This is a genomic window from Nostoc sp. DedQUE05, assembly GCF_034530955.1.
Taxonomy (GTDB): domain Bacteria; phylum Cyanobacteriota; class Cyanobacteriia; order Cyanobacteriales; family Nostocaceae; genus Nostoc.
The window spans coordinates 99009-120542 of record NZ_JAVRCB010000005.1; the positions used below are offsets into that span (position 1 = coordinate 99009).

The following is a 21534-nucleotide window of genomic DNA, read 5'->3' on the forward strand; positions in this document are numbered from 1 at the left end:
TCCGTTCTGAGGATACCCATTTGCTCAACAGAAAATAACATCCGCGCTAAAAATTTTTTACACAAACTTCAAATGCTGACTCTGAAAACGAGACAACCTTATGGTAAACCTATGTTGTAGCAACAATTTTGCCATGCGTAGTTTACCGCCGTAGGCATCGCTCCTATACCTCAAAGCAAAACCCTACCCTGTGCCCTAACAGGTCTTATTCTCTAAACAAAACATAAAAATTATATAAAGATTTACAATTATTTCGCCTAAAGCCAGATGTTTGCGATAATCTAAATAACATTTAAATCAACAGAAAGAGTAGACCATTTCTACTCAATTGCAAATTTCCCAGTCGGTCAAAAACCTTCAAAGTAGCTCGTATCCTATAGCTAGTGCAACAAGCAAGCATATTTTTCTTAATTTAAACAAACAGAATTTTCCTAGTACTCCTCAGTCACACTACTTAGTGGAACTTCCCTGAGGACTAATTATTCTGCTCGGCGTCCACAATAGATATCTTACGAAAGGTAGTGTTGCACTGTTGCGGAAAAAAGGTAAACGTAAAGAGGAAAAACAAAAGGGGCAAAAGTTAAAGGAAAAAGGGTAAACATAAGCATCCCTTACTCCTTCTCCCAAAACTTTTGTCTGACTTCTGCGAAAAGTTTAAGGACTGCTTGGTAAAATTGGGATTTTCTGGTGGTAATTACCGTACAAAACCGAATTTATCAGTAACTTAGTAGAGTTTGTTATGGTATAGTTAAAAAGTTAAGACTAGCTTTACCAAATTAAACCACTCTACGGGCCGGCAACAATTGCAGAATGGGAAGCAGTTTTAATTAAGCATTTACCCACAAAATTCAGAATTCAATCGAGGTTATGACTCAGCAAGTGATTCACCCAATGGTGAAATTGCAGCGCAACGTGCAATCACTCATAGAATCGAATATTATCAAGCCAAGCGATAGCATCTGGAAAATCGCTCTGCTCTATGGTAATGAATGGCAGCACTGGAAACAAGAACTGCTTGACTTTGGCTTTAGTATGCAAGACCCAGTTAGTGAATTGCTCGCTGTAGAAACTTGGGATGAAGAGTAGGGAATAAAGCATAGAGAATAGGGCATAGGGAATAGAAATTGTTAATATTCATTACTCCCTAGACGCGATTAATAGCGTCTCTACATACTCCCGATTCTCTAAACTTTGCAGGAAGCTAAAGCCGCAGCCAATTCTTTTGCATTTTGATAGCGATCGCGTGGCAATGGTTCTGTAACCCGATCGATAACATCTCTTAATTGGGAACTAATGGTGGGAACTTTTGCCACATCAAACCTGAAGTTTCGCCCTCGTTGGCGGTAATACTTGAACGGGTTTTCGCCTGTGAGCAGAAAAATCAGCGTTGGCCCAATTGCATACAAATCAGATTGAGTCAAAGGTTGTCCTCTTTCTTGTTCGGGAGCGCAGTAACCTTCTGCACCAATTCGAGTACCGGGTGCTGTGCCAATTTCCTTAACTGCGCCAAAATCTAGCACCACTATACGATTTTCTGAACTTCGCACCATTAAATTGGCGGGTTTGATATCGCGGTGAATCAGTGGAGGCTCTTGGCTATGAAGATAGTCTAAAATATCACAGGTTTGGATCATCCAAGCGATCGCTTGGTTTGGTGTCACTGGGCCAGTGGTATAGACACGTTTCTCCAAATCTTGTCCGTGGATTAGTTCCATTGCCAAGTATTTTTTTCCGTTTTCTACAAAGAAGTCGTAATACTTGGGAATTCCAGGATGGTTAAGGGATTTGAGAGTATGCGCCTCTCGCTCAAATAGCTCTTGAGCTTTGACAATTTTTAGCATATCAGCATTCATTTGCTTCAACACCAGCAGTTGTGGCACACCCGCAATCACACCAGCCTCATCCCAAGCCAGATAGGTAGTACCCATACCTCCTTGTCCGAGAGTTCGCAACACCTGATAATGGCGAATTCTCTGTTGGACTGAGAGAGGTTGACCGCAGTGGATGCAAAACAGATTGTTTGGAGAATTGCCTTCGTGCGTGCAAGTAGAAGATAAATTTGCCAGATTTTTTGCTGAGTAAAGTGTCTCAGCGGCGTTTTCTTCTGTCCCTTGTATTTGTTGCTGCGATCGCAAACCAGTTTCCAGTACTGTTACCTGCTGAATTTGGAATTGCAATATTGGGCCTCCCTGTGCCAATTGCAAAAGGGAATTATCTGGTAACGGACTCTGAAGTACAAGGATACCGTTGAGAAAAGTCCCATTTGTACCCTGACTAATCAGCTGCCAAGCATCGCCATTGCTAGCATCACCGACTTTTCTTAGTTCTAGATGATGCCGCGAAACTAAACTATCATTTAAAACAACGTGATTATCTGCCGCTCGACCAATCCGAATTATGGAGGAGTTCTCAAAGCTCCACTGCTGGAGGGGCGTTTTCTGTTGCGGTTCTAACAGGGTCAGACTAACCACAATGTAACCTATAAGGTAAGAGGACTGAGTATTGGGGATTGGGGATTGGGGATTGGGGATTGGGTATTGGGTATAAAGAATTTTATCTTAGTCCCTAGTCCCCAGTCCCCCGTCCCCAGTCCCTTCTTTAACTTTCTAGATTTGGACGTACTTTTGCCCGAATAAGTATACCAGTAATATTGTCGTGACCGTTGTGTTGATTTGCCAAATCAATTAATTCTGTAACGCCCCGTTCTAAGTTAACACCAGAACTAAGTAAGGGTTCTAAGTGGGTCTGCCAATGAGTTTCTAGTAAATCATTGTCTGATAGACCGTCCGATGCCAACAGCAGAAGAGTGTCTTCGTTGATGTCGAAAAAGCCAACGTCGGGATTAATCGAGTTTTCATCACGAGGCCCCAAGGCTTGGGTAAGTTGGTAAGCATCTGGGCGGGCGTAAGCTATGCTTGCTTCCACTCCTCGATTTATTTCCCGTTGCCCAACTTCGTGATCTACTGTGACTTGTTCTAGCCCCTGCTTGCGCGTCAGGCGATAGAGACGGCTATCTCCCACATGAGCAACTGCTGCTTGAGTATCTTGAATTAAAAGCATGACTAAAGTTGTACCCATACGCCCAACTCCAGAACGGGCATCTTGTTGATTGAGCTTGTAAATCGCCTCATTAGCTAAATACACTGCCTCACGAATGCTATCTTCTGTTGGCAGCTGGTTGGCAATCCAGTGTTCTTGAAAGTATTCCCGTAGGGTGTTGACTGCTAACTCGCTGGCTATCTCGCCGCCAGCATGTCCACCCATACCATCACAAAGAATATACAAACCATGCCCTTCTAAAACTCGACTTTTAGGGAACTCCAGTTTCTGAATTTTGGTTTCGATGCCAAAGCAGTCCTCGTTATGATGACGTTGACGCCCCACATCTGTGCGTCCTGCATCTTCTAAGCTACTTAACTGCATCGCCAGCACCACAGTTGGCATATCATCAGTTTTGCTAATGATATCTTCTGACTCATCTGATTGCGGGATAGTGGACACAGCAGTATTGTTCTCCTTTATTGGGGGCAAAGTTGCAGTTCCTAATGCTTCCAGTTCAATAGAAATTTCCTCCAAACGCGATCGCAATTGGGCGATTGTCTGAATCTTACCTACCTCTAAATCCCCCAACATTTGGACTACGGAGCCAAATTGAGTCCGTTGCGATTGTCTAAATAGTGCTTGCCAAACCCTTCCCAAAGCTTGGATAGTTAACGGCTCCTCTGGAATGGCAGATGTTTGGCGAGGGATATCTTCTGACGACTCTGTGGCAGGCTGAGAATTCGCTGATTCCACATACAACCTTTGTAGTGCCAACGTTTGGTCTTCATCCAATCGCAAATTCGACAAATCTAAAAGGCTTTGACGACAATTTACTGGTTCCAATACTGCCCAAAGTTGGGTCATTTCATAACACCAGTGTAAAATTTTTAACGAACTGGTTGTTTCTTCTTGCCACAGGTCGAGTAAATACTGCCAATCCGAGCGGTTTTCGATTATTAATACCTGTATATCACCTTGCTGCCATGCGTCGTGAATCGACGGTATCCTCCGCTCACCTTGGGATTGTAAAGCAATATAAAGTTTAGCAAGGCGAGGAATCTCATTCGCTTCCACTGATGGTGTGAGCAAATCTGATTCCTGATTTTCTAGGATTGCCTCAATCGGTGATATTTGATACGGCTGACAGTCTAGAACTCTCACACCCACATCAGTAATAATGGCAGTTTCCGTTTGCGTAGGTAGCGCATCTAATAATTGATAGCGTTCTTGGGAGTCTAAATAGGAGCCTAATGTAATTTGAGTAGGAGATACAGGAGATGAGGAAGGTATTGCTTGTTCATCTCCCTCACCTCCCACATCTTTGACATCCCCTTCTCCTCTCAAAGCTTCCCCAGTCGTTTCTTTAGCAATAATTGCCCAAAACACTGTTCCACATTCTGCGTCACAGTTATGACAACGTAATACATTCACAGGTACATCATCGGTACCGCATTCAGGACAAACCTTGTGAGTCAGGGATGTGCCACAGTTTTGACAGAATTTGTTGCTATTGGGGTTTTCAAATTTACACTGAGGGCAAATCAGCATAGTGGAAGTTCCTTTATTCCCATTCGTTCCAAGGTGCTTCTAGCCACTAACATCCAAGGTGCCACAATTGGCTGTCCCTGACTACAGTAGATTGTAGTTGATCAATGAATTTTAGTGGCAGTATTAATTGTGACGCATATTAGATAAATATTTCATATATTGGCAGCTAATTCCTTGGAAATGGGGAATGGGGACTGGGGACTGGGGACTGGGGACTGGGGACTGGAACTGGGGACTGGGGACTGGAACTGGGGACTGGGAACTGGGGACTGGGGACTGAGGACTGGGGACTGGGGACTGGGGACTAGAGACTGGGGACTAGGAAATAATTTTTCTACTATCCAATCTCCAATGCCCAATGCCCAATGCCCAATGCCCAATCCCCAATGCCCAATGCCCAATCCCCAATGCCCAATTATCAAGAGTCTGGCAATTGTGGAGGTTCAGCGTCAAACCATTTTTGATAAATTTGCTTGTAAGTGCCATTGGATAACAAAGTTGCTAAACCTTTGTTAATTGCATCCAAATGTGGTGAATCCTTGGGCGTCGCAATCCCGTAGTATTCTTGGGTGAGCAAATCCGCAACAACTCTAATGCCTTTGAGTTTGCCGTTTTTAATCGCATACAAAGTAGCGAAAGCATCGCTAACCACAGCATCAACGTTGCCATTGAGTAAGTCTTGGAAAAATTCTGGCCCAGAATTAAAAGTACTAATTTTGGCGTTGGGGATGGTTTTGGCAAAATCTGCCCCAGTGGAACCAATTTGGACAGCAATTTTTTTACCTTTGAGACTTTTTAAGTCTTTAATATTTTGATTGTCTTCGCGGACAGCGATCGCAAGTCCGGCTTTAAAATAAGGTCGTGAAAAAGCAATTGTTTTCAGGCGTTCGGCGGTAATTGTGATTCCACTAATTGCTGCATCAACTCTTTTAGCTTGCAAAGTTGAGATCGTGCCATCAAAGGGCAGACTTTCAAACTGGATTGCAAAACCTGCTACTTTAGCGATGCCTGCGGCGGGCGACGCCAACGCATTCATCAAATCAATATCAAAACCTTCTAACTTACCGTCAGCTGTTTGAAATTCAAAAGGGACAAAGGTGGGGTCTGTGGCGACCTTGAGAATTTTAACATCTGGGTTAGTAGTGGGATATAAACTTTGACAGGCAATAATTAGTAGTAGGCAGCCTAAGCTTAGAATTAGCTGCTGCCACTTGAAGTTAATTAATTTCACCATAGTAATTTTGTTCTAGCAACCAATTTTTACGATACTTGTCAAGATGTTATAAGAAAGAATACATACGTATGACTTTTTGCTAATTGCCTTTGTGTGTGTTCTATATTCTGACTCTCAATTTTTAATCGCTTATGGCTTCTACCACTTCTGCTTACCAAATTGCTGATTTGTTCGCCGAAAGAGCTAGAAATCTGACACCACCAACTTACGGCACTGAGTTAACCAAAATCATCACCGTCAGCTTTGCCTATGGTCTGGCTGACCCAATTCTCTTTCCTCATGCTGATTTGTCTGCTGCAAGTGCTGCTGTACTGGCAGAAGAAGCTCCGCTCGCTCTCAATTACGGGCCACCTTCAGCCCAACTTTATGAACAAATAATCCTCCGCTTGCAGGCTCAAGGAATCCCTGCCGATCGCGATCGCGTCATTATTGGCTACGGTTCCAGTCAGATTTTGGGCTTGCTACCAGATGTGTTTGTCGAACGTGGTGATGTGGTAATTGTGGAAGGGCCAACCTTCTTAGAAGTAGTTAATAGATTTGTCCAGGCTGGCGCCCGCCTGATTACTATTCCTGTAGATGAGATGGGAATGGATGTAGATGCGTTAGAAGAAACTTTAAGCGACTTGAAAAAACGGGGGATTCGACCCAGGTTTATTTACACTATCCCTACTTTTCATAATCCCACAGGCTCTACTATGCCGTTATCTCGTCGCCAAAAACTGGTAGCATTAGCGGCTGAGTATGGCGTGTTGGTGGTGGAAGACGATGCCTATAGCGATTTGCGCTTCCAAGGTGAAGTTGTACCATCCTTGGCAAGCCTTGACAAGGATGGGTGGGTGTTATACGTGAATACCTTCTCGAAAATCATTGCGCCTGGTATCCGGCTAGGCTGGGCTTGTGGCGATCCAGCAATTATTGAGCGGTTGGCAATGTTCAAAAGTGAAGGGCCTGTGGGGCCGTTTGTCAGCCATGTGGTTGGTCGCTACTGTGCTACAGGCAAACTAGATTATCACATTCAGGAGCTAATCGTCTGGTACAAACATAAGTGTAATTTGTTGTTAGAAGCGATCGCTCAGGAGTTTCCCAGTGATGTAGTTGCTTTGCGACCAGGTGGTGGCTTTTTTGTGTGGTGTAAATTGCCGCCAGACATCAGCGCCGAAGCACTCCTAACTGCTGCCAATGAACACGGTATCAGTTTTCTCCCAGGAACTCGCTGCTACGCCAATGGACAGGGAGATGATGCCATCAGGTTAGCTTTTAGCTTTCAACCAACTAAAAAGATTGTCGAGGGAATCGCTACCTTGGGAGCAGTGCTACGTGGATGGCAGCGATGATCGTACCAATTTTAGATTTTGTGGGAAGTCTTACAAGACGCCTTCGCGTTCGCTTTAGCGTCTCTGAAAGAGAAGCATCTCGTTCGCTCTTAGCGTCTCGTAGAGAAGAGAAGATCGCCGAGAATTCGTAGAGTGTGCGTAAGTCCTATGATAATTGAAGCGTTTATTTTCTAATAGAATCCTAAAATCAAGGTTTTTGGTAAAAGTTTTCTACTCAGAACTAGCCCTTTCAAGATGACTCAGCATTTTTTGGGAATTTATTTAACTGCATTAGTCGCAGATAACACAAAAAATCAGAAAAATTCTTGTCCAAAAATTTTATCAGTCTTGAAAGGGCTAATTTTGAATCTTTAAAAAATTTGCTCCAAGCGCTGAAAATCGCGCTGGACTTCATACCAGAGACTTTTATTATGAGGGTCTGTTTTCAAAGCTTTTTTAAGATAAATTCTGGCTTTGAGTAGTTGTTTTTCGGAAATTAGCGCCCGTCCCCAAATTTGATAGGCGATCGCTAACCATTGACGAACTTCTGCATCTGTTGACAAACGATCTGCTAAAGCTTCCGCCAGGGCGATCGCTTGCGGAAATCGTTTTTCTTGCAAAAATCGCTGCAATTGCTCATAAGTCTTCCACTTCAGCCGTTCTTCTATTTCCAACAGATTAGGCGGCTTTGGTTTCCCTGATTCTTGACTTGTCACCGTTGTTACTGGTGTTTTCTGCCTATGCGTTGCCTTAGCGTCATCACGCCCACCAGATGTTGATACCTGAGTTGAATGTGCCACAGTTTCCTCTGGTAGTACCACTGTCATCAGGAGTTTGTACGCTTCTGTCAAGGCAATAAACTTATCTTTGGCTTTGTTGTCATCTGGGTTGATATCGGGATGATATTGCTGCGCCAGTCGTCGGTAAGACGCTTTGATGTCAGCAAAAGAAGCTCCCGATCTTAAACCTAGTAAACGGTAGCAATCTCCAAGATCCATCTTGAGCTATCAGCTATCGAATATTTAGCTATTGGCTATTATCTGTCAGTATCAGCTTCAAGCCCGGACTATTAATGATAAGGGCTAATTTTCTATTTTAAAGTTCAATGTTGACAGTTTGTTTATAAAAGGGCATTGGGCATTGGGCATGGGGCATGGGGCATGGGGCATTGGGCATTGGGGAATTAATTATTCTTCCTTGTTCCTCTGCTCCTCTGCTCCTCTGCTCCTCTGCTCCCCTGCCCCCTACCTCCCTACTAACCAGCTACTACAGAGGTTCGTTCTTCAATCACACGGTCAATTAAACCGTATTCTTTTGCCTCTTCGGCAGACATGAAAAAGTCACGATCCATATCTTTTTCAATTTTTTCTATGGTCTGACCTGTTTTATCAGCATAAATGCCATTGAGCTGGTGACGAATCCGCAGAATCTCTCTAGCTTCAATTTCGATATCGGTTGCTTGTCCACGGGTACCACCTGAAGGCTGGTGAATCATAATCCGTGAGTGAGGCAATGCTAGGCGTTTGCCTTTGGTGCCAGCAGCCAGCAGGAAAGACCCCATTGAAGCAGCTAAACCCACGCAAATAGTCACTACATCTGATTTTATATGTTGCATGGTGTCAAAAATAGCCATGCCAGATGTAACCATTCCACCGGGAGAATTGATGTATAAATAAATGTCTTTACCTGGATCGTCTGAGTCCAGATACAGCATTACAGCGATAATTTGATTGGCAATTTCATCATCAATATCACGCCCCAAGAATATAATCCGTTCTCGGTAAAGGCGATCGTAGATGCTAATCCAATCTGTATATTGTCCACCGGGCATCCGGTAAGGAACTTTAGGAACGCCTATAGGCATAATTTACTCCGTTTTTAATTAGTCAGTCATTAGTCATTGGTCATTGGTCATTGGTCAATTGGTTGTTAACATTAATAATTTTTGGTTATTAACATAAGGACAAAGGACGAATGACAAAGGACAAAAGATAAATTAAAGAACACTGGCAGGAAGTGGAGGATTGGCGAGTTCTTCTTTCTCAAAAACCCGGTCAATTAAACCGTATTCCTTCGCTTCATAGGGTGTTAAATATAACAACCGATCCATGTCTTTAGTAATTTTTTCTGGAGCCTGTCCAGTGGTGCGATGTAAGATATCAACTAAGGCCCCTTTATTTACCAAAACTTCCCTGGCGCGAATTTGAATATCCGTTGCTTGACCTTGGGCGTAGCTCTTGGGCTGATGCAGGATAATCGAGGAGTGAGGTAAACTAGCGCGGCAACCTTTTGTACCAGCACTGAGAAGCATCGCTGACATACCCATCGCAGAACCTACGCAGATGGTATGGATAGGAGGCTTGATATATTTCATGGTGTCATAGATGGCGAAGGCTTCGGTTTCAAAGCCAATGGGTTCGCCACTGTAACCGGAAGTGCCGGTGGAGTTGATATAGATTTTAATCGGTTTTTCGGGGTCGTCGGATTGCAAAAACAGCAATTGAGCCACGATCAATTCCGTGACAGCAGGCACCAGTGGCATCCCAATATAGACGATTCGCTCCTTCAATAAGAGGGAAGGTAAATCTGGCGGTGGTGTCCGGTAAAAGTTATCGCCGTAATATGGGGCTTGAACAGCCTTGATTGGGGAATTGTCCATAGCAACTGATCGCCTGAAACTATGCCGTTAACTGTAATACATCCTAGCGCGATGCTCACCTTCCTTAAGGTGCGGATTTCTCCCTAATGCTAAAGGTGGCTTCGCATCTGCCAATGCTTGGCTTCTAAGATATTCTGATTATATTAATGTATTTGTGTTGGATAAGTTTTCCGTAGAGCTAAAGTGGTGCTTTGAAGTTATTTTTTAGTATGTATATCCTGAATAGGGACTCTGAGTTATGAAGGTTAATTTGCAGCCTGCCTTGAATGATGGTAATTTGGACGCAAATCAACTGAACAGTCAACGTCAGTTGGGAATTTCGATTTCGGCGATCGCAGAGACTCAAGACCGCCATGTACCCCTGAATTTGTGTTTAATTCTCGATCATAGTGGTTCGATGAATGGGCGATCGCTAGAAACGGTGAAAAAAGCCGCGAATCGTCTGGTAGATAGACTCAACCCTGGCGATCGCCTCAGTGTGGTAGTTTTCGATCACCGTGCCAAAGTCTTAGTAGCCAATCAAAGTGTCGAAAATCCAGAGAAAATCAAACAGCAAATCAATCGCCTCGCCGCCGATGGGGGAACTGCGATTGATGAAGGGTTGCGTTTGGGGATTGAGGAGTTGGCGAAGGGCAAAAAAGATACTGTTTCCCAAGCTTTTTTATTAACCGACGGTGAAAATGAACACGGTGATAACAATCGCTGTTTGAAATTCGCTCAATTGGCTGCTAGCTATAATTTAACTTTAAATACTTTGGGATTTGGTGACAACTGGAACCAAGATGTTTTAGAAAAAATTGCCGATGCTGGCTTAGGTACTTTATCTTATATTCAAAAACCCGAACAGGCAGCTGAAGAGTTTAATCGCCTGTTCAGCCGCGTTCAAACAGTGGGATTGACTAATGCTTATCTGTTATTCTCCCTGATGCCCAATGTCCGGCTAGCGGAACTTAAACCCATCGCCCAAGTTTCCCCAGACACAATCGAGTTACCGCTGCAACAAGAAGCTGATGGACGTTTCGCTGTGCGGTTGGGAGATTTAATGAAAGATGCAGAACGGGTAATCTTAGCTAATATTTATTTGGGACAATTGCCAACAGGTGAACAAGCGATCGCTAATGTGCAAGTCCGCTACGACGATCCAGCCGCTAACAAAGTAGGTTTAGTTACACCAAATATCCCAGTTTATGCCCATGTAGTCAAAAATTACCAAGCAGACCCGAATCCCCAGGTGCAACAGTCTATTTTGGCATTAGCGAAGTATCGCCAAACCCAGCTAGCCGAGACGAAATTACAACAGGGCGATCGCTCTGGTGCGGCGACAATGTTACAAACGGCTGCGAAAACTGCACTGCAAATGGGAGATACTAGTGCAGCGACAGTGTTGCAAACTTCTGCCACCCAGCTACAATCTGGTGGAGATTTATCTGAAAGCGATCGCAAGAAAACCAGAATTGTCTCCAAAACAGTTTTGCAAGATACTCCTCCCCAGTAAACTCAAGTTTAGATGAAAGTTAAATTGCTCTCGGCGTTAAATGACAATAATGTTGATCTGGCTCAAACAAGTAGCCAACGTCAATTGGCAATTACAATTTCGGCAATCGCTGGTGAGTCCGATCGAAATCTTCCCCTTAATCTCTGCTTGATTTTGGATAAAAGTGGTTCCATGCATGGACATCCAATTAAAATGGCGATCCAGGCGGTGGAAGGTTTAATCGATCGGTTGAAAGTAGGCGATCGCATCTCGGTTGTAGCTTTTTCTGGCACTGCGGAAGTCATTATCCCCAACCAAGCGATTGAAGACCCCGAAAGCATCAAATCTCAAATAAAAAGCAAACTGACCGCTAGCGGCGGTACTGCGATCGCTGATGGTTTGGAATTGGGAATTACAGAATTGATGAAGGGCACAAGAGGCGCTGTTTCTCAGGCGTTTCTGCTGACGGATGGGCATGGTGAAAGCGGTTTGCGGATTTGGAAGTGGGATATAGGGCGAGATGACAATAAACGCTGTCTGAAACTGGCGCAAAAGGCTGTCAAACTTAACCTAACTATCAACACTTTCGGATTTGGCAATAGCTGGAATCAAGATATGCTAGAAAACATTGCCGATGTCGGTGGTGGAACTCTAGCTTATATTGAACGTCCCGAACAAGCTGTGGAGCAATTTAGCCGACTATTTGGACGGATTCAATCGATTGGGCTAACTAATGCTTACTTGCTGTTATCTTTAGTACCCAATGTCCGATTAGCAGAATTGAAACCCATTGCTCAAGTTGCCCCAGACACAATCGAGTTACCAGTGGAAACTGAAGCTGACGGTGGCTTTGCTGTGCGTTTGGGAGATTTGATGCAGGATGTAGAACGCGTAGTTTTGGCGAACATTTATCTGGGACAATTGCCAGAAGGGAAGCAAGCGATCGGGCATTTGCAAATTCGGTATGATGACCCGTTGGTTAACGAACAAGGCTTACTTTCGCCCTTGATGCCAGTGTATGCAGATGTAGTGCGGGCGTATCAACCGACATCTAATCCCCAGGTACAACATTCTATTTTAGCATTAGCGAAGTATCGTCAGACTCAGTTAGCCGAAGCGAAATTGCAACAAGGCGATCGCACTGGTGCAGCAACGATGTTGCAAACGGCTGCTAAAACAGCTTTACAAATAGGAGATAAAGGTGCAGCAACAGTGTTGCAAACTTCCGCTACTCGCTTGCAAGCTGGGGAAGAACTTTCTCAAGCTGACTTGAAGAAAACTAGGATTGTATCAAAGACCGTTTTACAGGAATAGTAAAAATTCAGCCTTGCTAATTAACAGGATGAAAGTTTCGCGCGTTGGCGTAAAGCGAGAAAAAATATTCTTTTCCTAAATTGAGTAATAAAGTAGTTGCATATTCCTAACTTATTGATTAACAACTACCGAAGAGTTTGACTTATGCCGATCCAGAAGATTGTCCAAGAATTGCAAGACATCGCTGAAGACAAACTAGCAGAACTTTATGACCTAATTCACTACTTTCGGCTAGGTTTAAGTCAAGAACGTACACAACCTCTTGCGGTGAGCGAAGTCGAACCGCGCACCCCTGGTTTATTAAAAGGAAAACTCGGCGATGCTTTCTTTGAACCACTACCAGAAGATGAACTCCAGCAATGGGAATGAGCCTCATCGACACTCATATTCTGCTGTGGTGGCTCTTTGACGACCCAAAACTCCACACTAACTGCCGAGACATCATTCGCAACCCAGATCATCGCATTATTGTCAGTAGTGTTTCTGCTTGGGAAATTGCTACTAAATACCGAATGGGTAAACTACCCGAAGCCAAACAACTCGTTGAGCAATATTCACAGATATTGCATCAGGCTAAATTTCTCGAACTTGCCATCACCACAACCCATGCGCTCAGAGTTTTAATCAATGCCTATCACGTAATTTTGTAGGTTATTATGTTATCGGCTATTCATCTGGGCATTGTTGCCATATCTTTGGATTTAAAACTGGAAGATTAGTTTCATCAATCTTTAGAATAGCTTCAAGTGCTCCTAAAGCTATAGTTGCTGGATAATCACATCGCTTAGTAATAAAAAGGGATAATTGCTTCCGCAGTTGCTCATAATCAAGCTTAAATTTTGGATTAGTAGCACTGACAAAACGCGTACTAAGACGATCTAATAGCCACGGCGATTTACATATTGGATGAATAGCCTCTGGTTGTACCCATAATGAAAATTCTTCCAAGCTAGGATCTAAATTGAGTAGTGCACGATAATACAATTCATAAGATGCATTGTCTTTATTTATCAAATAACTACTAGACTCAGCTAATAATCGCTCTCGTAAAGTGTCTTGAACTTTTCTATTGGGTTTTGAACAAACTGCAATTGCTATCCCCAATCGTAATGCACTAGCACGGTTACTGTCTAAAAGCCTTTCCAAAAGGTTATTCCAATTTTTTGGAAGTTCTTCCTGGTGAATAAAAGAAAGACGTGGTTTCAAGTGTTCACATTTTTCCCAAAAATTAAGTAAAAGCTCAATATTAAGTTCAGGCATATCTATGCAAAGCCATAAAATAGCACTCACCCATATAGAAGGAAGCGATGGCAAATTGTTTGCTTTGTATAATATATTTTCTACTTCTTCTATAGTGGCTGATTGTATTCTGCGTAGATAAAGCAACCCATCCAAGCCTCGTCCCTTGCTGACACGCTCAATACCTTCTTTCTCCAGGATACTGAGAAATACATTAATAATTTTATGAAGAGGAGTTATGAGCGGAGCATCAGAGAATAAGGCTATACCTTGTAAAATATCTATCGGGGTTATAGGAATTCTAAGAATATCTCCCAACTGTGTATTGACAAGATTGTCATGCTCCTCTTTTGTAATTAGACTTTCTTCAACCAGTAAAGACCAGTGATCCGGATGAAAGAAAAGACATGCCCACAAATTTTGTGAACTTTTAAAATCAACACTTTTGACAATCCACCTCGGATCATTTATGGATACATCGCTAATCTTTTGTTTAAATTCTTTCCATGCCTTGATTGATGAGAAATGTGAGGAAGGTTGTGCTAAAATATATTCAGTTTTCCATGTGTGGTTAATATTTTTTGAAAGCTGACTTTCAATTACTCTAGCTTCGTTATCTAAATCATTATTTGTTGGATTTTGTATTGCTCTCATAAGAAAACTTAAATATTTTGCATGTAAAATTTTAAGTTTATCAAACTTTTTATTCCACGATTTCAACGCATTAAGCCTGTCAAGCCTGCGGCACAAATAAGGCAGTAATCGTAGCCTTAATCTATCTCCTAAAATTGATAACTCTATTTCGGGAAATAAATTTTTCTCTAATAATTGACTGAAATAAGGGAAATGGGCATTACTCCACCACCATCGATTCCCTATAGAAAGTAATAGTTCAAACTGTTTTTCCTTAGTTTGACAAGATACAAAGTTATATAACTGATTTTGCCTTTCATAAGGTGGTTTTCTTAATTCTTTATAGTAATAGTTTTCAAACGATGTTTCGACATTAGAAATATCACATATTGTCAAATCTACTTTCAAATCATTTTGAAAAACCAAAAGCAAGGCGAGCGCTTGTGTATTTTCTTGTTCCAAAAGATTTTGAACTTTGTTACAAATGTCTATGTTATCGGGTGATTGGGGAGAGCATAGTTTAGCTAAGAGCCAAAGTTCTACAGCTAGTGTTGCATTATCCTCCAAAGATAGATTTCCAAACATTTCGCAAAGTGTTTGAAAAATGTTAATGGAACGAATAAGTTGCAATATTCGTATAACCGCTTCCTGTTCTAACCATGTCCATCTGGTTTCTAAACTAAAAATTTAGGACTTACGCACTATACAAATCAACCAAAACGTGTACTACGGTATTTAGTCTTTTCAGAGGCTTCAGATAACCCTGATTTATTCCGACATTTGCGATCGCTGGATGCAAAACATGGCTAAAATACCCAAATTGTGTTTAGTACTTATGTACGATGCGTAAGTCCTAAAATTATTTTGAGGGCACGTTCAAAATCAATCTTCCGTTGAAGGGTAAATTCAGGTAAGACATTAAGAATTGCTCGATAAGTCCTAGTTTTTCTAACAAGAGCTTCAACAGGATTCTCTTCATTATATTGATCGGGGATATTCGTAACCCAAAGCATTTGCTGCCTAGTATTTGCTTGGGCAACGTAGAACTGAAGTACATAAGCCCAGTAAGCACCACGTCGAACCAACATATCAAAAACACGATCTGGATCTGCATCAGGATGGTTGGACAAATACAATGCAGCAAAATATTCACGATATTGCTGTACAACAAAGTCTACATCTGTCTGATCTTCTCCTTTACCAATTAACAGGCAGAGACGATCTGTTGCTGCTTCAATAATTTCATCTGCTATATCTCGCAGTTTCTTATTTCTAAGTTCAATAGCTGAGTAATCTTCCAAAACACTTAAAACATAGCTGCGAAACGTCGCACGATCAAGAGCTTCAATGCGTGTCTGCTCCATCTTACAGTGAAGTTCATAGCCAACTCTCTCGTGAAGTCGAAGCAATTCATTTTCGCGCTCACGTACAATCTCTGACTTCTCTTTTTCCCTATCAAAAATAACTTCAACATATTTTTTATAGAGTGAGTTTCGCTGATGTGGAATTTCAATCTTACGTCTAACAATAGTTAGAATAACTGTTGCCTGTAGAAGCGATATAGCTAAACGTTGAACTGCTTCAGAAAGCATACCACGATTAATTCGCTCTTTTGCCTCACTTCGATCTTCTGCGTCACGAATTCTATTTTTTAACCAACAGTCACAATATTCATCGAAATCTGGTCTTTCGAGTTCGTTAAGTTCCCATGTAATCGGCTCAAATCCTTCAAACTCACCAGAATATCCTTTTGGGCGACTTGACAGGATTACTTGAATGTCTCCATTTTCTGAGTCTATCCGACGCAAGAATACTTGCAAATTCGCTATAATTTCCCGTCGTGTTTCTGAATTTGGAACCTCATCTAAACCATCAAGAATTAAGAGGATGGGATTTTTGGATGCCAAGTCAAAGACATCATCCATTCCAAGTGTTGATGAGGCATTTGGATTAATTAAGACTTCAACAATGTAACGAGCCAATTCATGCTTATTGTCTTGTTGATTACTCATCCATCTTGCATAGCGGCGTAGTTCAATTCGGAAGGGAAAACGTGGACGACAATTAGCATCTAAATCCTTAGAAGTTATTCCTTCAGGCAGCTTAAGCCGATCTGCAAGACGCATAGACAACTCAGGAACGACAATTCGAGCAGCTTGATAGAGGCTCAAAAATTGAGTCAGAGTACTCTTGCCTAAACCCGGCCCACCTAAAAGTAAAATATATGGATAATCTGCAAAAAATAGAGCAAATGATGCACGTACTTGCATCAAACTTTCTGGTAATAGAACTGGATCAGCGTTAGGCTTAGATTTGTGTTTTCTAGCAAGCCATTCAATAGGGAGTTTATTGTTACTGTCCCGAATTTTTAAGATTAGATCAATGAATACTTGAGCTAGTGGCAGATCAGGTTCATCACCCGCCTCTTCCGCACGAGCAGATCCCTCACGTTCTGTAACAAATTTTAAATAAGCTTTAAAGGCACTCTGTTTACGATTTACGCTAGAAGTCGCTTCACTGTATATAGCCTTAAGAGTGTCACCAACAAGAATAGTATCTAAATAAGCCGTCCACTATCTTGCCCTTGACCAAACTGAATAAGATTGCTATCAATACGGTATGTTTTCTCCAAAAGTGCTTGTGCCATAGATTCAAACTCAATTGGCTGCATCCGGTTAAATGAGTATTTAGACATATATAGCAATCTGTAAGAAGCAATCTAAATTGTTGGTTGAACTTAAGTAAATTAGTTTCGTATAATTGTACACTTTATTCAGTGATTATAAAGAAAATTACGTATATTTACAGTATTTTTGCTAGTCTTGATATTCAATTGAGTAGTCGTGGTTCGATTAATATGTTCAACTTTGTTTTTCAATGTTTGCTTCATTGCTTCAAAACCTTGGTGAACTTAATATCTAACCAATGAGCCAGCAGAGACATTAGTAAACTCTGAAAGATTCTTGCTGAGTAAAGCGATCGCAAGCTAGTGGCTTAACGATATACCAAAATGAATGCGGAAATTACTTAAATAAATAAGTAAACTGGGGTTTGAGAAAGTAAAAGCTGATTTTACTTGCGGAAAACACCAAAATGAGAAAGCAAACTGGGGTTTGAGAAAGTAAAAGTTTGTTTTGCTTGCGGAAAACACCAAAATGAGAAAGCAAACTGGGGTTTGAGAAAGTAAAATGTCATTTTGAGTAAGCAATATGCCTTTTCGCTTATTGAATATGAAGTTTTGAGAAAGCAATAAGCCTTTTTGCTGATTAAATATAAATTTTAGTTAAATATGCGAAAGGTTAGATATCAGGCAACAATGGTAAACGACGGATACGAATACGGCTTGGCTCAACTGTAACGGCTGCTCCTTGTTCCAAATCCTCTTCACACTCAGCGATTACCGTCAGCAACAAATTCGCTAATGCTTGAGAACCTAACCTTTCAATCCGAATACGAATGACTGAAAGAGTAGTTGCTTCATCAAGTGCTAGCAATGTATGAAAATCTGCATCGAGTGTAGCAACAACACGTCTCTCTTCTCTAACTTTCTGGATGATTTCTGCATCTTCAGCTTCAGACATCCCAATTTCACCCAGATAGATAGTGTCGATACCTGCATCACGTAGCAATGCTGCCGCAGAGAGTGGTAATCCCCGATTAAGCAACAGTTTCATAGCGGTTAGATAGTTCAATGATGCGATCGCCCAAGTAGGACGATGCAAAAATTAAGGTTTGCATTTTCCAGATTAGCACTTTGCGAAAGCCCTGAACTTGCAAAGACTAGCAAAACTCTGCTAAAAGTGCTACAGGTAAATGATTAGTAGCTTGAAAAGTACACATGAAAACCACTGGTATTCATCATGTAGCGATTATTTGTTCTGACTACGATCGCTCCAAAGCATTTTATGTCGAAACTTTAGGCTTTCAAATTATTCAAGAGACTTTTCGCGCCGCCAGAAATTCTTATAAATTAGATTTAAAAGTTGCAGAAAATACTCAAATTGAACTATTTTCTTTTCCAAATCCTCCAGAACGACCTAGTAAACCAGAGTCTTGTGGTTTAAGACATCTTGCTTTTCAAGTTGATGATGTAGAAGAAACTGTTTTTTATTTAAAATCAAAAGGGTTAGAGGTAGAAAATATCAGAGTTGATGAAATTACAGGTAAAAAATATACTTTCTTTAAAGACCCAGACAATTTACCATTAGAAATTTATGAGCGTTAAAATTACTGCTAGGCAAACTTCTTATCACTATAGATAATGAAGCGATGTCTACGACAAGCTACGCTTAGGCATCAGTCTAATTAAAGCTTATTGCTGCCAAAATTTCTATATTAATAAACTATGCCTACACTTCTAAACCTTCTTCTGCACTTACACTTAACGAGGCATAATGTCATCTAACCGAAGTTGAATACCAGGCAAAAGCAGCGAGTTAATTAATTGGTTAAGTCTGTATTGTTGTTGAGTATAGCTGTCTTCAACCAATTGACAAACGGTGAATGTAGGTTGTTTGGGTTTACCAATAAATGCTATACCGCCTAATCCTCGATAATCGACAATCCAATATTCCGGGATGCCTAAAAGCGCATATTCCTCAACCTTTCTTGCATAGTCAGTTTCCCAGTTAGTGCTAACGACTTCTACCACCAATTTAATTGAGCGTCCAAGAGTAATTACGGGTTCTCGCTCCCAAAGAGGTTCACGATCAAGAACGGTTTCATCAAGAACCACAATATCAGGACGACGAACTGTAGCTGTATCTGCAAAGGGGTAAATTAAACAAGTGCGAGGAATAAACCAGGGGAGTTGTTCTGCAACAAGGTAGATGCCAATTTTGGTTGCAAGTTTGCCACTCACCGTTTCATGCGGGCCAGTGGGTTCCATGTCAATTAGTTCTCCATCTGCTAGTTCATAGCGGGGATTGTCTTGATATTGAGAGAGAAAATCTTCAAATGTGAGAGCTTTTGGGGAGATATATGTCATGAAAGTCAATCTCCTGAAGACAAGTTATTTTGATTCTAAGTCAACTTTACGGCATAAAATTTATCTGGTTGTTTGGAGGGCAGTAAATACTTCTACCAAAAGAATCGCCAGTTTCAGCATCCGTTACTTCCACAAGTTTAGCGTTATCAGTACAGACACTTCTACCTTTAGCCATTCTCAACTCCCCTTGGACAAAACCAGTCACTATCCACACCATTCGGTTGTTGGAAATCGATGATTTGTATTCTCCTGTTTTGGCTGCAAATTCCTCGTATATTGTAAGTTTTGCTTCTGTGATTTGCATCTTACTAGACTTTTTAATAACACTTTCAATCGTCATCAAACGGCTTGCTGGTAAGCTATTATTTGCAGGATATATTCGTACTTTTGAGTTAAATGGTATTGGTTGATTGACTGGCTTTTTTGTCTGTAATGGTTTAGCTGTGACTGTCTGCACTAGCAATAAATTAGTGGTGTTAGCAAATAGAAAAGCAGATAATGAAGTTATTGTAAAAATATTAACTTTAGTGCAAATGCGCTTCATAATGCTCAGAATTTTAACAACTTCCTACCACTTTAGGCGATCGCCTCCGTGAGTGTTTGCATCATCGTGCCAGAAACTCTATTGTGTCAAAGTTTCAAGTTTAGCCAGTATTATTAAGCCTTCCTCTCGGTTGCCAGTTGCGGCCATTGGTTTAAATCTGATATATTCCCAGTCAAAAAACTCAAAAGCGATCGCTAGTAGATAAATATCTGCAATATCCAGCCAAAGAACCCAGGATAATGAATCATAATTAATCTCTATAGCTTTGAGTTATCAGCCATCAGCCGCCAGTTACCAGCCGGAAGCTGAGATGCCGAATACTCAAGGCTTTGGATTCAACTTAACGAATTGACTATGAATTCTGAACAAATCAAAAATTCTCTAAATATTTCGCCAGCGATACGTGTAGGAGTACTGGGTTTCGGCGGACTCGGACAAGCCGCCGCCAAAGTAGTTGCTGGCAAACGAGAAATGATTTTAGTCGCAGCAGCAGATCAAAAAGGTTACGCTTATGCTGCTGAAGGTTTAAATACTGAAAAATCCGTTGCAACCTATCAGTCCCAAGGTTCGGTGGGTTATTTAGAGCCAATTGGTACATTAACAAATCAAAGTATTCAGGATTTAATCGAAATAGCTGAAGTAGATGGGTATTTTTTGGCTTTACCCAACCTACCTAATGACTTTATTCCCAATGTCGCCAAGGAATTTATCAAATCTGGTTGGCGTGGGGTACTAGTAGATGCGATTAAACGCACTACTGCTGTAGAACAACTCCTAGCGATGAAGGAGGAACTGGAAGCCGCCGGGATTACCTACATGACAGGATGCGGTGCTACACCTGGACTATTAACAGCAGCAGCAGCTTTAGCCGCCCAAAGTTACGCCGAAATTCATCAAGTTGAAATTACCTTTGGGGTGGGAATTGCTAACTGGGAAGCTTACCGCGCCACTGTTCGGGAAGACATTGGCCACATGCCTGGTTACACAGTAGAAGCTGCTAGGGCGATGACTGACGCAGAAATAGAAGCACTACTAGATAAAACTAATGGCGTGCTGACCTTGACAAATATGGAACACGCTGATGATGTGATGTTAGAAGTAGCCGGGATAGTAGGGCGCGATCGCGTTACGGTTGGTGGTGTAGTCGATACCCGCAATCCCAAAAAGCCTCTCAGCACCAATGTAAAGGTAACAGGACGTACCTTTGAAGGAAAGATTTCTACCCATACATTTACTCTGGGAGATGAAACCAGCATGGCAGCCAATGTCTGCGGCCCTGCTTTCGGCTATCTAAAAGCTGGTAGACAATTGCACCAACGCGGCATCTATGGAATATTCACAGCTGCCGAAATTATGCCCCAATTTGTTAGGTAAATAGGAAATGGGGCATGGGGCATGGGGCATAGGGCATGGGGCATGGAGAGCAGGGGAGCAGGGGAGATGAGGGGGACAATGAGGACAAGGGGTAATTATTGAACAAGTCTCTCTTTTATCTCCCCCCTCTTCCTTGTCTACCTTGTCTCTTCTCGATGCCCAATGCCCAATTC

20 protein-coding genes are annotated in these 21534 nt (G+C 41.8%); 8 read left to right on the forward strand and 12 right to left on the reverse strand.

The features are described from left to right. Positions 1 to 867: 867 nt before the first annotated feature. A complete protein-coding gene (locus RMZ42_RS05485; protein WP_012407469.1) occupies positions 868 to 1086 on the forward strand; it encodes a DUF4327 family protein in 219 nt (72 codons plus the stop codon). Between the two features lie 98 nt (positions 1087 to 1184). Here RMZ42_RS05485 and RMZ42_RS05490 read toward each other — a convergent pair whose 3' ends face one another. The 3 genes from RMZ42_RS05490 to RMZ42_RS05500 form a co-directional block, all read right to left on the reverse strand. Beyond that, positions 1185 to 2471, reverse strand: a complete 1287-nt coding sequence (locus RMZ42_RS05490) for a protein kinase domain-containing protein (protein WP_322670445.1) — start codon at positions 2469 to 2471, stop codon at positions 1185 to 1187. Positions 2472 to 2598: 127 nt separating this feature from the next. Then, positions 2599 to 4590 (reverse strand): serine/threonine phosphatase, encoded by a 1992-nt coding sequence (locus RMZ42_RS05495; RefSeq protein ID WP_322670446.1) that lies wholly within the window; start codon positions 4588 to 4590, stop codon positions 2599 to 2601. Between the two features lie 418 nt (positions 4591 to 5008). Continuing rightward, a complete protein-coding gene (locus tag RMZ42_RS05500) occupies positions 5009 to 5824 on the reverse strand; it encodes a basic amino acid ABC transporter substrate-binding protein (RefSeq protein ID WP_322670447.1) in 816 nt (271 codons plus the stop codon). A gap of 131 nt (positions 5825 to 5955) precedes the next feature. On the opposite strand from RMZ42_RS05500, the gene RMZ42_RS05505 reads away from it, so the two are divergent. After that, on the forward strand, positions 5956 to 7158 hold the full coding sequence (locus tag RMZ42_RS05505; RefSeq protein ID WP_322670448.1) for a PLP-dependent aminotransferase family protein: 1203 nt from the start codon (positions 5956 to 5958) through the stop codon (positions 7156 to 7158). Between the two features lie 350 nt (positions 7159 to 7508). Here the strand turns inward: RMZ42_RS05505 and RMZ42_RS05510 are convergent, their stop codons facing one another. The 3 genes from RMZ42_RS05510 to RMZ42_RS05520 form a co-directional block, all read right to left on the reverse strand. After that, positions 7509 to 8135: a J domain-containing protein gene (locus RMZ42_RS05510; protein ID WP_322670449.1), complete on the reverse strand. Its 627-nt coding sequence runs from the start codon at positions 8133 to 8135 to the stop codon at positions 7509 to 7511. A 257-nt stretch (positions 8136 to 8392) separates the two neighbouring features. Further along, positions 8393 to 9001, reverse strand: coding sequence for an ATP-dependent Clp protease proteolytic subunit (locus RMZ42_RS05515; RefSeq protein WP_322670450.1), 609 nt, complete (start codon positions 8999 to 9001; stop codon positions 8393 to 8395). A 132-nt stretch (positions 9002 to 9133) separates the two neighbouring features. Continuing rightward, the gene (locus tag RMZ42_RS05520) at positions 9134 to 9796 is read right to left on the reverse strand and encodes an ATP-dependent Clp protease proteolytic subunit (protein ID WP_322670451.1); all 663 of its coding nucleotides are present in this window, start codon (positions 9794 to 9796) and stop codon (positions 9134 to 9136) included. A 238-nt stretch (positions 9797 to 10034) separates the two neighbouring features. Here RMZ42_RS05520 and RMZ42_RS05525 point away from each other — a divergent pair, with 238 nt between their 5' ends. The 4 genes from RMZ42_RS05525 (at position 10035) to RMZ42_RS05540 (ending at position 13234) form a co-directional block, all read left to right on the forward strand. Continuing rightward, positions 10035 to 11291 (forward strand): VWA domain-containing protein, encoded by a 1257-nt coding sequence (locus RMZ42_RS05525; RefSeq protein WP_322670452.1) that lies wholly within the window; start codon positions 10035 to 10037, stop codon positions 11289 to 11291. Positions 11292 to 11303: 12 nt separating this feature from the next. Beyond that, entirely contained in the window at positions 11304 to 12584 is a 1281-nt protein-coding gene (locus tag RMZ42_RS05530) for a VWA domain-containing protein (RefSeq protein WP_322670453.1), read from the forward strand. Between the two features lie 144 nt (positions 12585 to 12728). Further along, positions 12729 to 12953, forward strand: a complete 225-nt coding sequence (locus RMZ42_RS05535; RefSeq protein WP_322670454.1) for a hypothetical protein — start codon at positions 12729 to 12731, stop codon at positions 12951 to 12953. After that, positions 12950 to 13234: a type II toxin-antitoxin system VapC family toxin gene (locus RMZ42_RS05540; protein WP_322670455.1), complete on the forward strand. Its 285-nt coding sequence runs from the start codon at positions 12950 to 12952 to the stop codon at positions 13232 to 13234. Before RMZ42_RS05535 ends, RMZ42_RS05540 begins: the two co-directional genes overlap by 4 nt. Before the next feature lie 16 nt (positions 13235 to 13250). Here RMZ42_RS05540 and RMZ42_RS05545 read toward each other — a convergent pair whose 3' ends face one another. The 4 genes from RMZ42_RS05545 to RMZ42_RS05560 all read right to left on the reverse strand — a co-directional run bounded on the left by RMZ42_RS05545 (position 13251) and on the right by RMZ42_RS05560 (position 18178). Further along, positions 13251 to 15086: a hypothetical protein gene (locus RMZ42_RS05545; RefSeq protein ID WP_322670456.1), complete on the reverse strand. Its 1836-nt coding sequence runs from the start codon at positions 15084 to 15086 to the stop codon at positions 13251 to 13253. Positions 15087 to 15289: 203 nt separating this feature from the next. Further along, on the reverse strand, positions 15290 to 16726 hold the full coding sequence (locus RMZ42_RS05550) for a hypothetical protein (protein WP_322670457.1): 1437 nt from the start codon (positions 16724 to 16726) through the stop codon (positions 15290 to 15292). Positions 16727 to 17013: 287 nt separating this feature from the next. Further along, on the reverse strand, positions 17014 to 17151 hold the full coding sequence (locus tag RMZ42_RS05555) for a hypothetical protein (RefSeq protein WP_322670458.1): 138 nt from the start codon (positions 17149 to 17151) through the stop codon (positions 17014 to 17016). Positions 17152 to 17755: 604 nt separating this feature from the next. Continuing rightward, positions 17756 to 18178 carry a DUF5615 family PIN-like protein gene (locus RMZ42_RS05560; protein WP_322670459.1) on the reverse strand — a complete coding sequence of 141 codons (423 nt, stop codon included), beginning with the start codon at positions 18176 to 18178 and terminating at the stop codon, positions 17756 to 17758. A 116-nt stretch (positions 18179 to 18294) separates the two neighbouring features. Here RMZ42_RS05560 and RMZ42_RS05565 point away from each other — a divergent pair, with 116 nt between their 5' ends. Then, positions 18295 to 18681: a VOC family protein gene (locus RMZ42_RS05565; protein ID WP_322670460.1), complete on the forward strand. Its 387-nt coding sequence runs from the start codon at positions 18295 to 18297 to the stop codon at positions 18679 to 18681. A gap of 156 nt (positions 18682 to 18837) precedes the next feature. Here RMZ42_RS05565 and RMZ42_RS05570 read toward each other — a convergent pair whose 3' ends face one another. Together RMZ42_RS05570 and RMZ42_RS05575 are read right to left on the reverse strand one after the other, a co-directional pair. Next, complete coding sequence (locus tag RMZ42_RS05570) at positions 18838 to 19443, reverse strand: Uma2 family endonuclease (RefSeq protein ID WP_322670461.1); 606 nt, start codon at positions 19441 to 19443, stop codon at positions 18838 to 18840. Between the two features lie 46 nt (positions 19444 to 19489). Then, positions 19490 to 19987 (reverse strand): hypothetical protein, encoded by a 498-nt coding sequence (locus tag RMZ42_RS05575; RefSeq protein ID WP_322670462.1) that lies wholly within the window; start codon positions 19985 to 19987, stop codon positions 19490 to 19492. A gap of 354 nt (positions 19988 to 20341) precedes the next feature. On the opposite strand from RMZ42_RS05575, the gene bioU reads away from it, so the two are divergent. After that, positions 20342 to 21361, forward strand: a complete 1020-nt coding sequence (gene bioU / locus RMZ42_RS05580; protein ID WP_322670463.1) for a (S)-8-amino-7-oxononanoate synthase BioU — start codon at positions 20342 to 20344, stop codon at positions 21359 to 21361. Positions 21362 to 21534 lie beyond the last annotated feature (173 nt).

Bases quoted from the DNA above. Each gene is read 5' to 3' on its own strand.
- RMZ42_RS05540 (WP_322670455.1), top strand. From the start codon at position 12,950: ATGAGCCTCATCGACACTCATATTCTGCTGTGGTGGCTCTTTGACGAC.
- RMZ42_RS05485 (WP_012407469.1), top strand. From the start codon at position 868: ATGACTCAGCAAGTGATTCACCCAATGGTGAAATTGCAGCGCAACGTG.
- RMZ42_RS05495 (WP_322670446.1), bottom strand. From the start codon at position 4,590: ATGCTGATTTGCCCTCAGTGTAAATTTGAAAACCCCAATAGCAACAAA.
- RMZ42_RS05535 (WP_322670454.1), top strand. From the start codon at position 12,729: ATGCCGATCCAGAAGATTGTCCAAGAATTGCAAGACATCGCTGAAGAC.
- RMZ42_RS05500 (WP_322670447.1), bottom strand. From the start codon at position 5,824: ATGGTGAAATTAATTAACTTCAAGTGGCAGCAGCTAATTCTAAGCTTA.
- RMZ42_RS05565 (WP_322670460.1), top strand. From the start codon at position 18,295: ATGAAAACCACTGGTATTCATCATGTAGCGATTATTTGTTCTGACTAC.
- RMZ42_RS05515 (WP_322670450.1), bottom strand. From the start codon at position 9,001: ATGCCTATAGGCGTTCCTAAAGTTCCTTACCGGATGCCCGGTGGACAA.
- RMZ42_RS05555 (WP_322670458.1), bottom strand. From the start codon at position 17,151: ATGTCTAAATACTCATTTAACCGGATGCAGCCAATTGAGTTTGAATCT.
- RMZ42_RS05550 (WP_322670457.1), bottom strand. From the start codon at position 16,726: ATGCAAGTACGTGCATCATTTGCTCTATTTTTTGCAGATTATCCATAT.
- RMZ42_RS05505 (WP_322670448.1), top strand. From the start codon at position 5,956: ATGGCTTCTACCACTTCTGCTTACCAAATTGCTGATTTGTTCGCCGAA.
- RMZ42_RS05520 (WP_322670451.1), bottom strand. From the start codon at position 9,796: ATGGACAATTCCCCAATCAAGGCTGTTCAAGCCCCATATTACGGCGAT.
- RMZ42_RS05570 (WP_322670461.1), bottom strand. From the start codon at position 19,443: ATGACATATATCTCCCCAAAAGCTCTCACATTTGAAGATTTTCTCTCT.
- RMZ42_RS05575 (WP_322670462.1), bottom strand. From the start codon at position 19,987: ATGAAGCGCATTTGCACTAAAGTTAATATTTTTACAATAACTTCATTA.
- RMZ42_RS05525 (WP_322670452.1), top strand. From the start codon at position 10,035: ATGAAGGTTAATTTGCAGCCTGCCTTGAATGATGGTAATTTGGACGCA.
- RMZ42_RS05530 (WP_322670453.1), top strand. From the start codon at position 11,304: ATGAAAGTTAAATTGCTCTCGGCGTTAAATGACAATAATGTTGATCTG.
- bioU (WP_322670463.1), top strand. From the start codon at position 20,342: ATGAATTCTGAACAAATCAAAAATTCTCTAAATATTTCGCCAGCGATA.
- RMZ42_RS05510 (WP_322670449.1), bottom strand. From the start codon at position 8,135: ATGGATCTTGGAGATTGCTACCGTTTACTAGGTTTAAGATCGGGAGCT.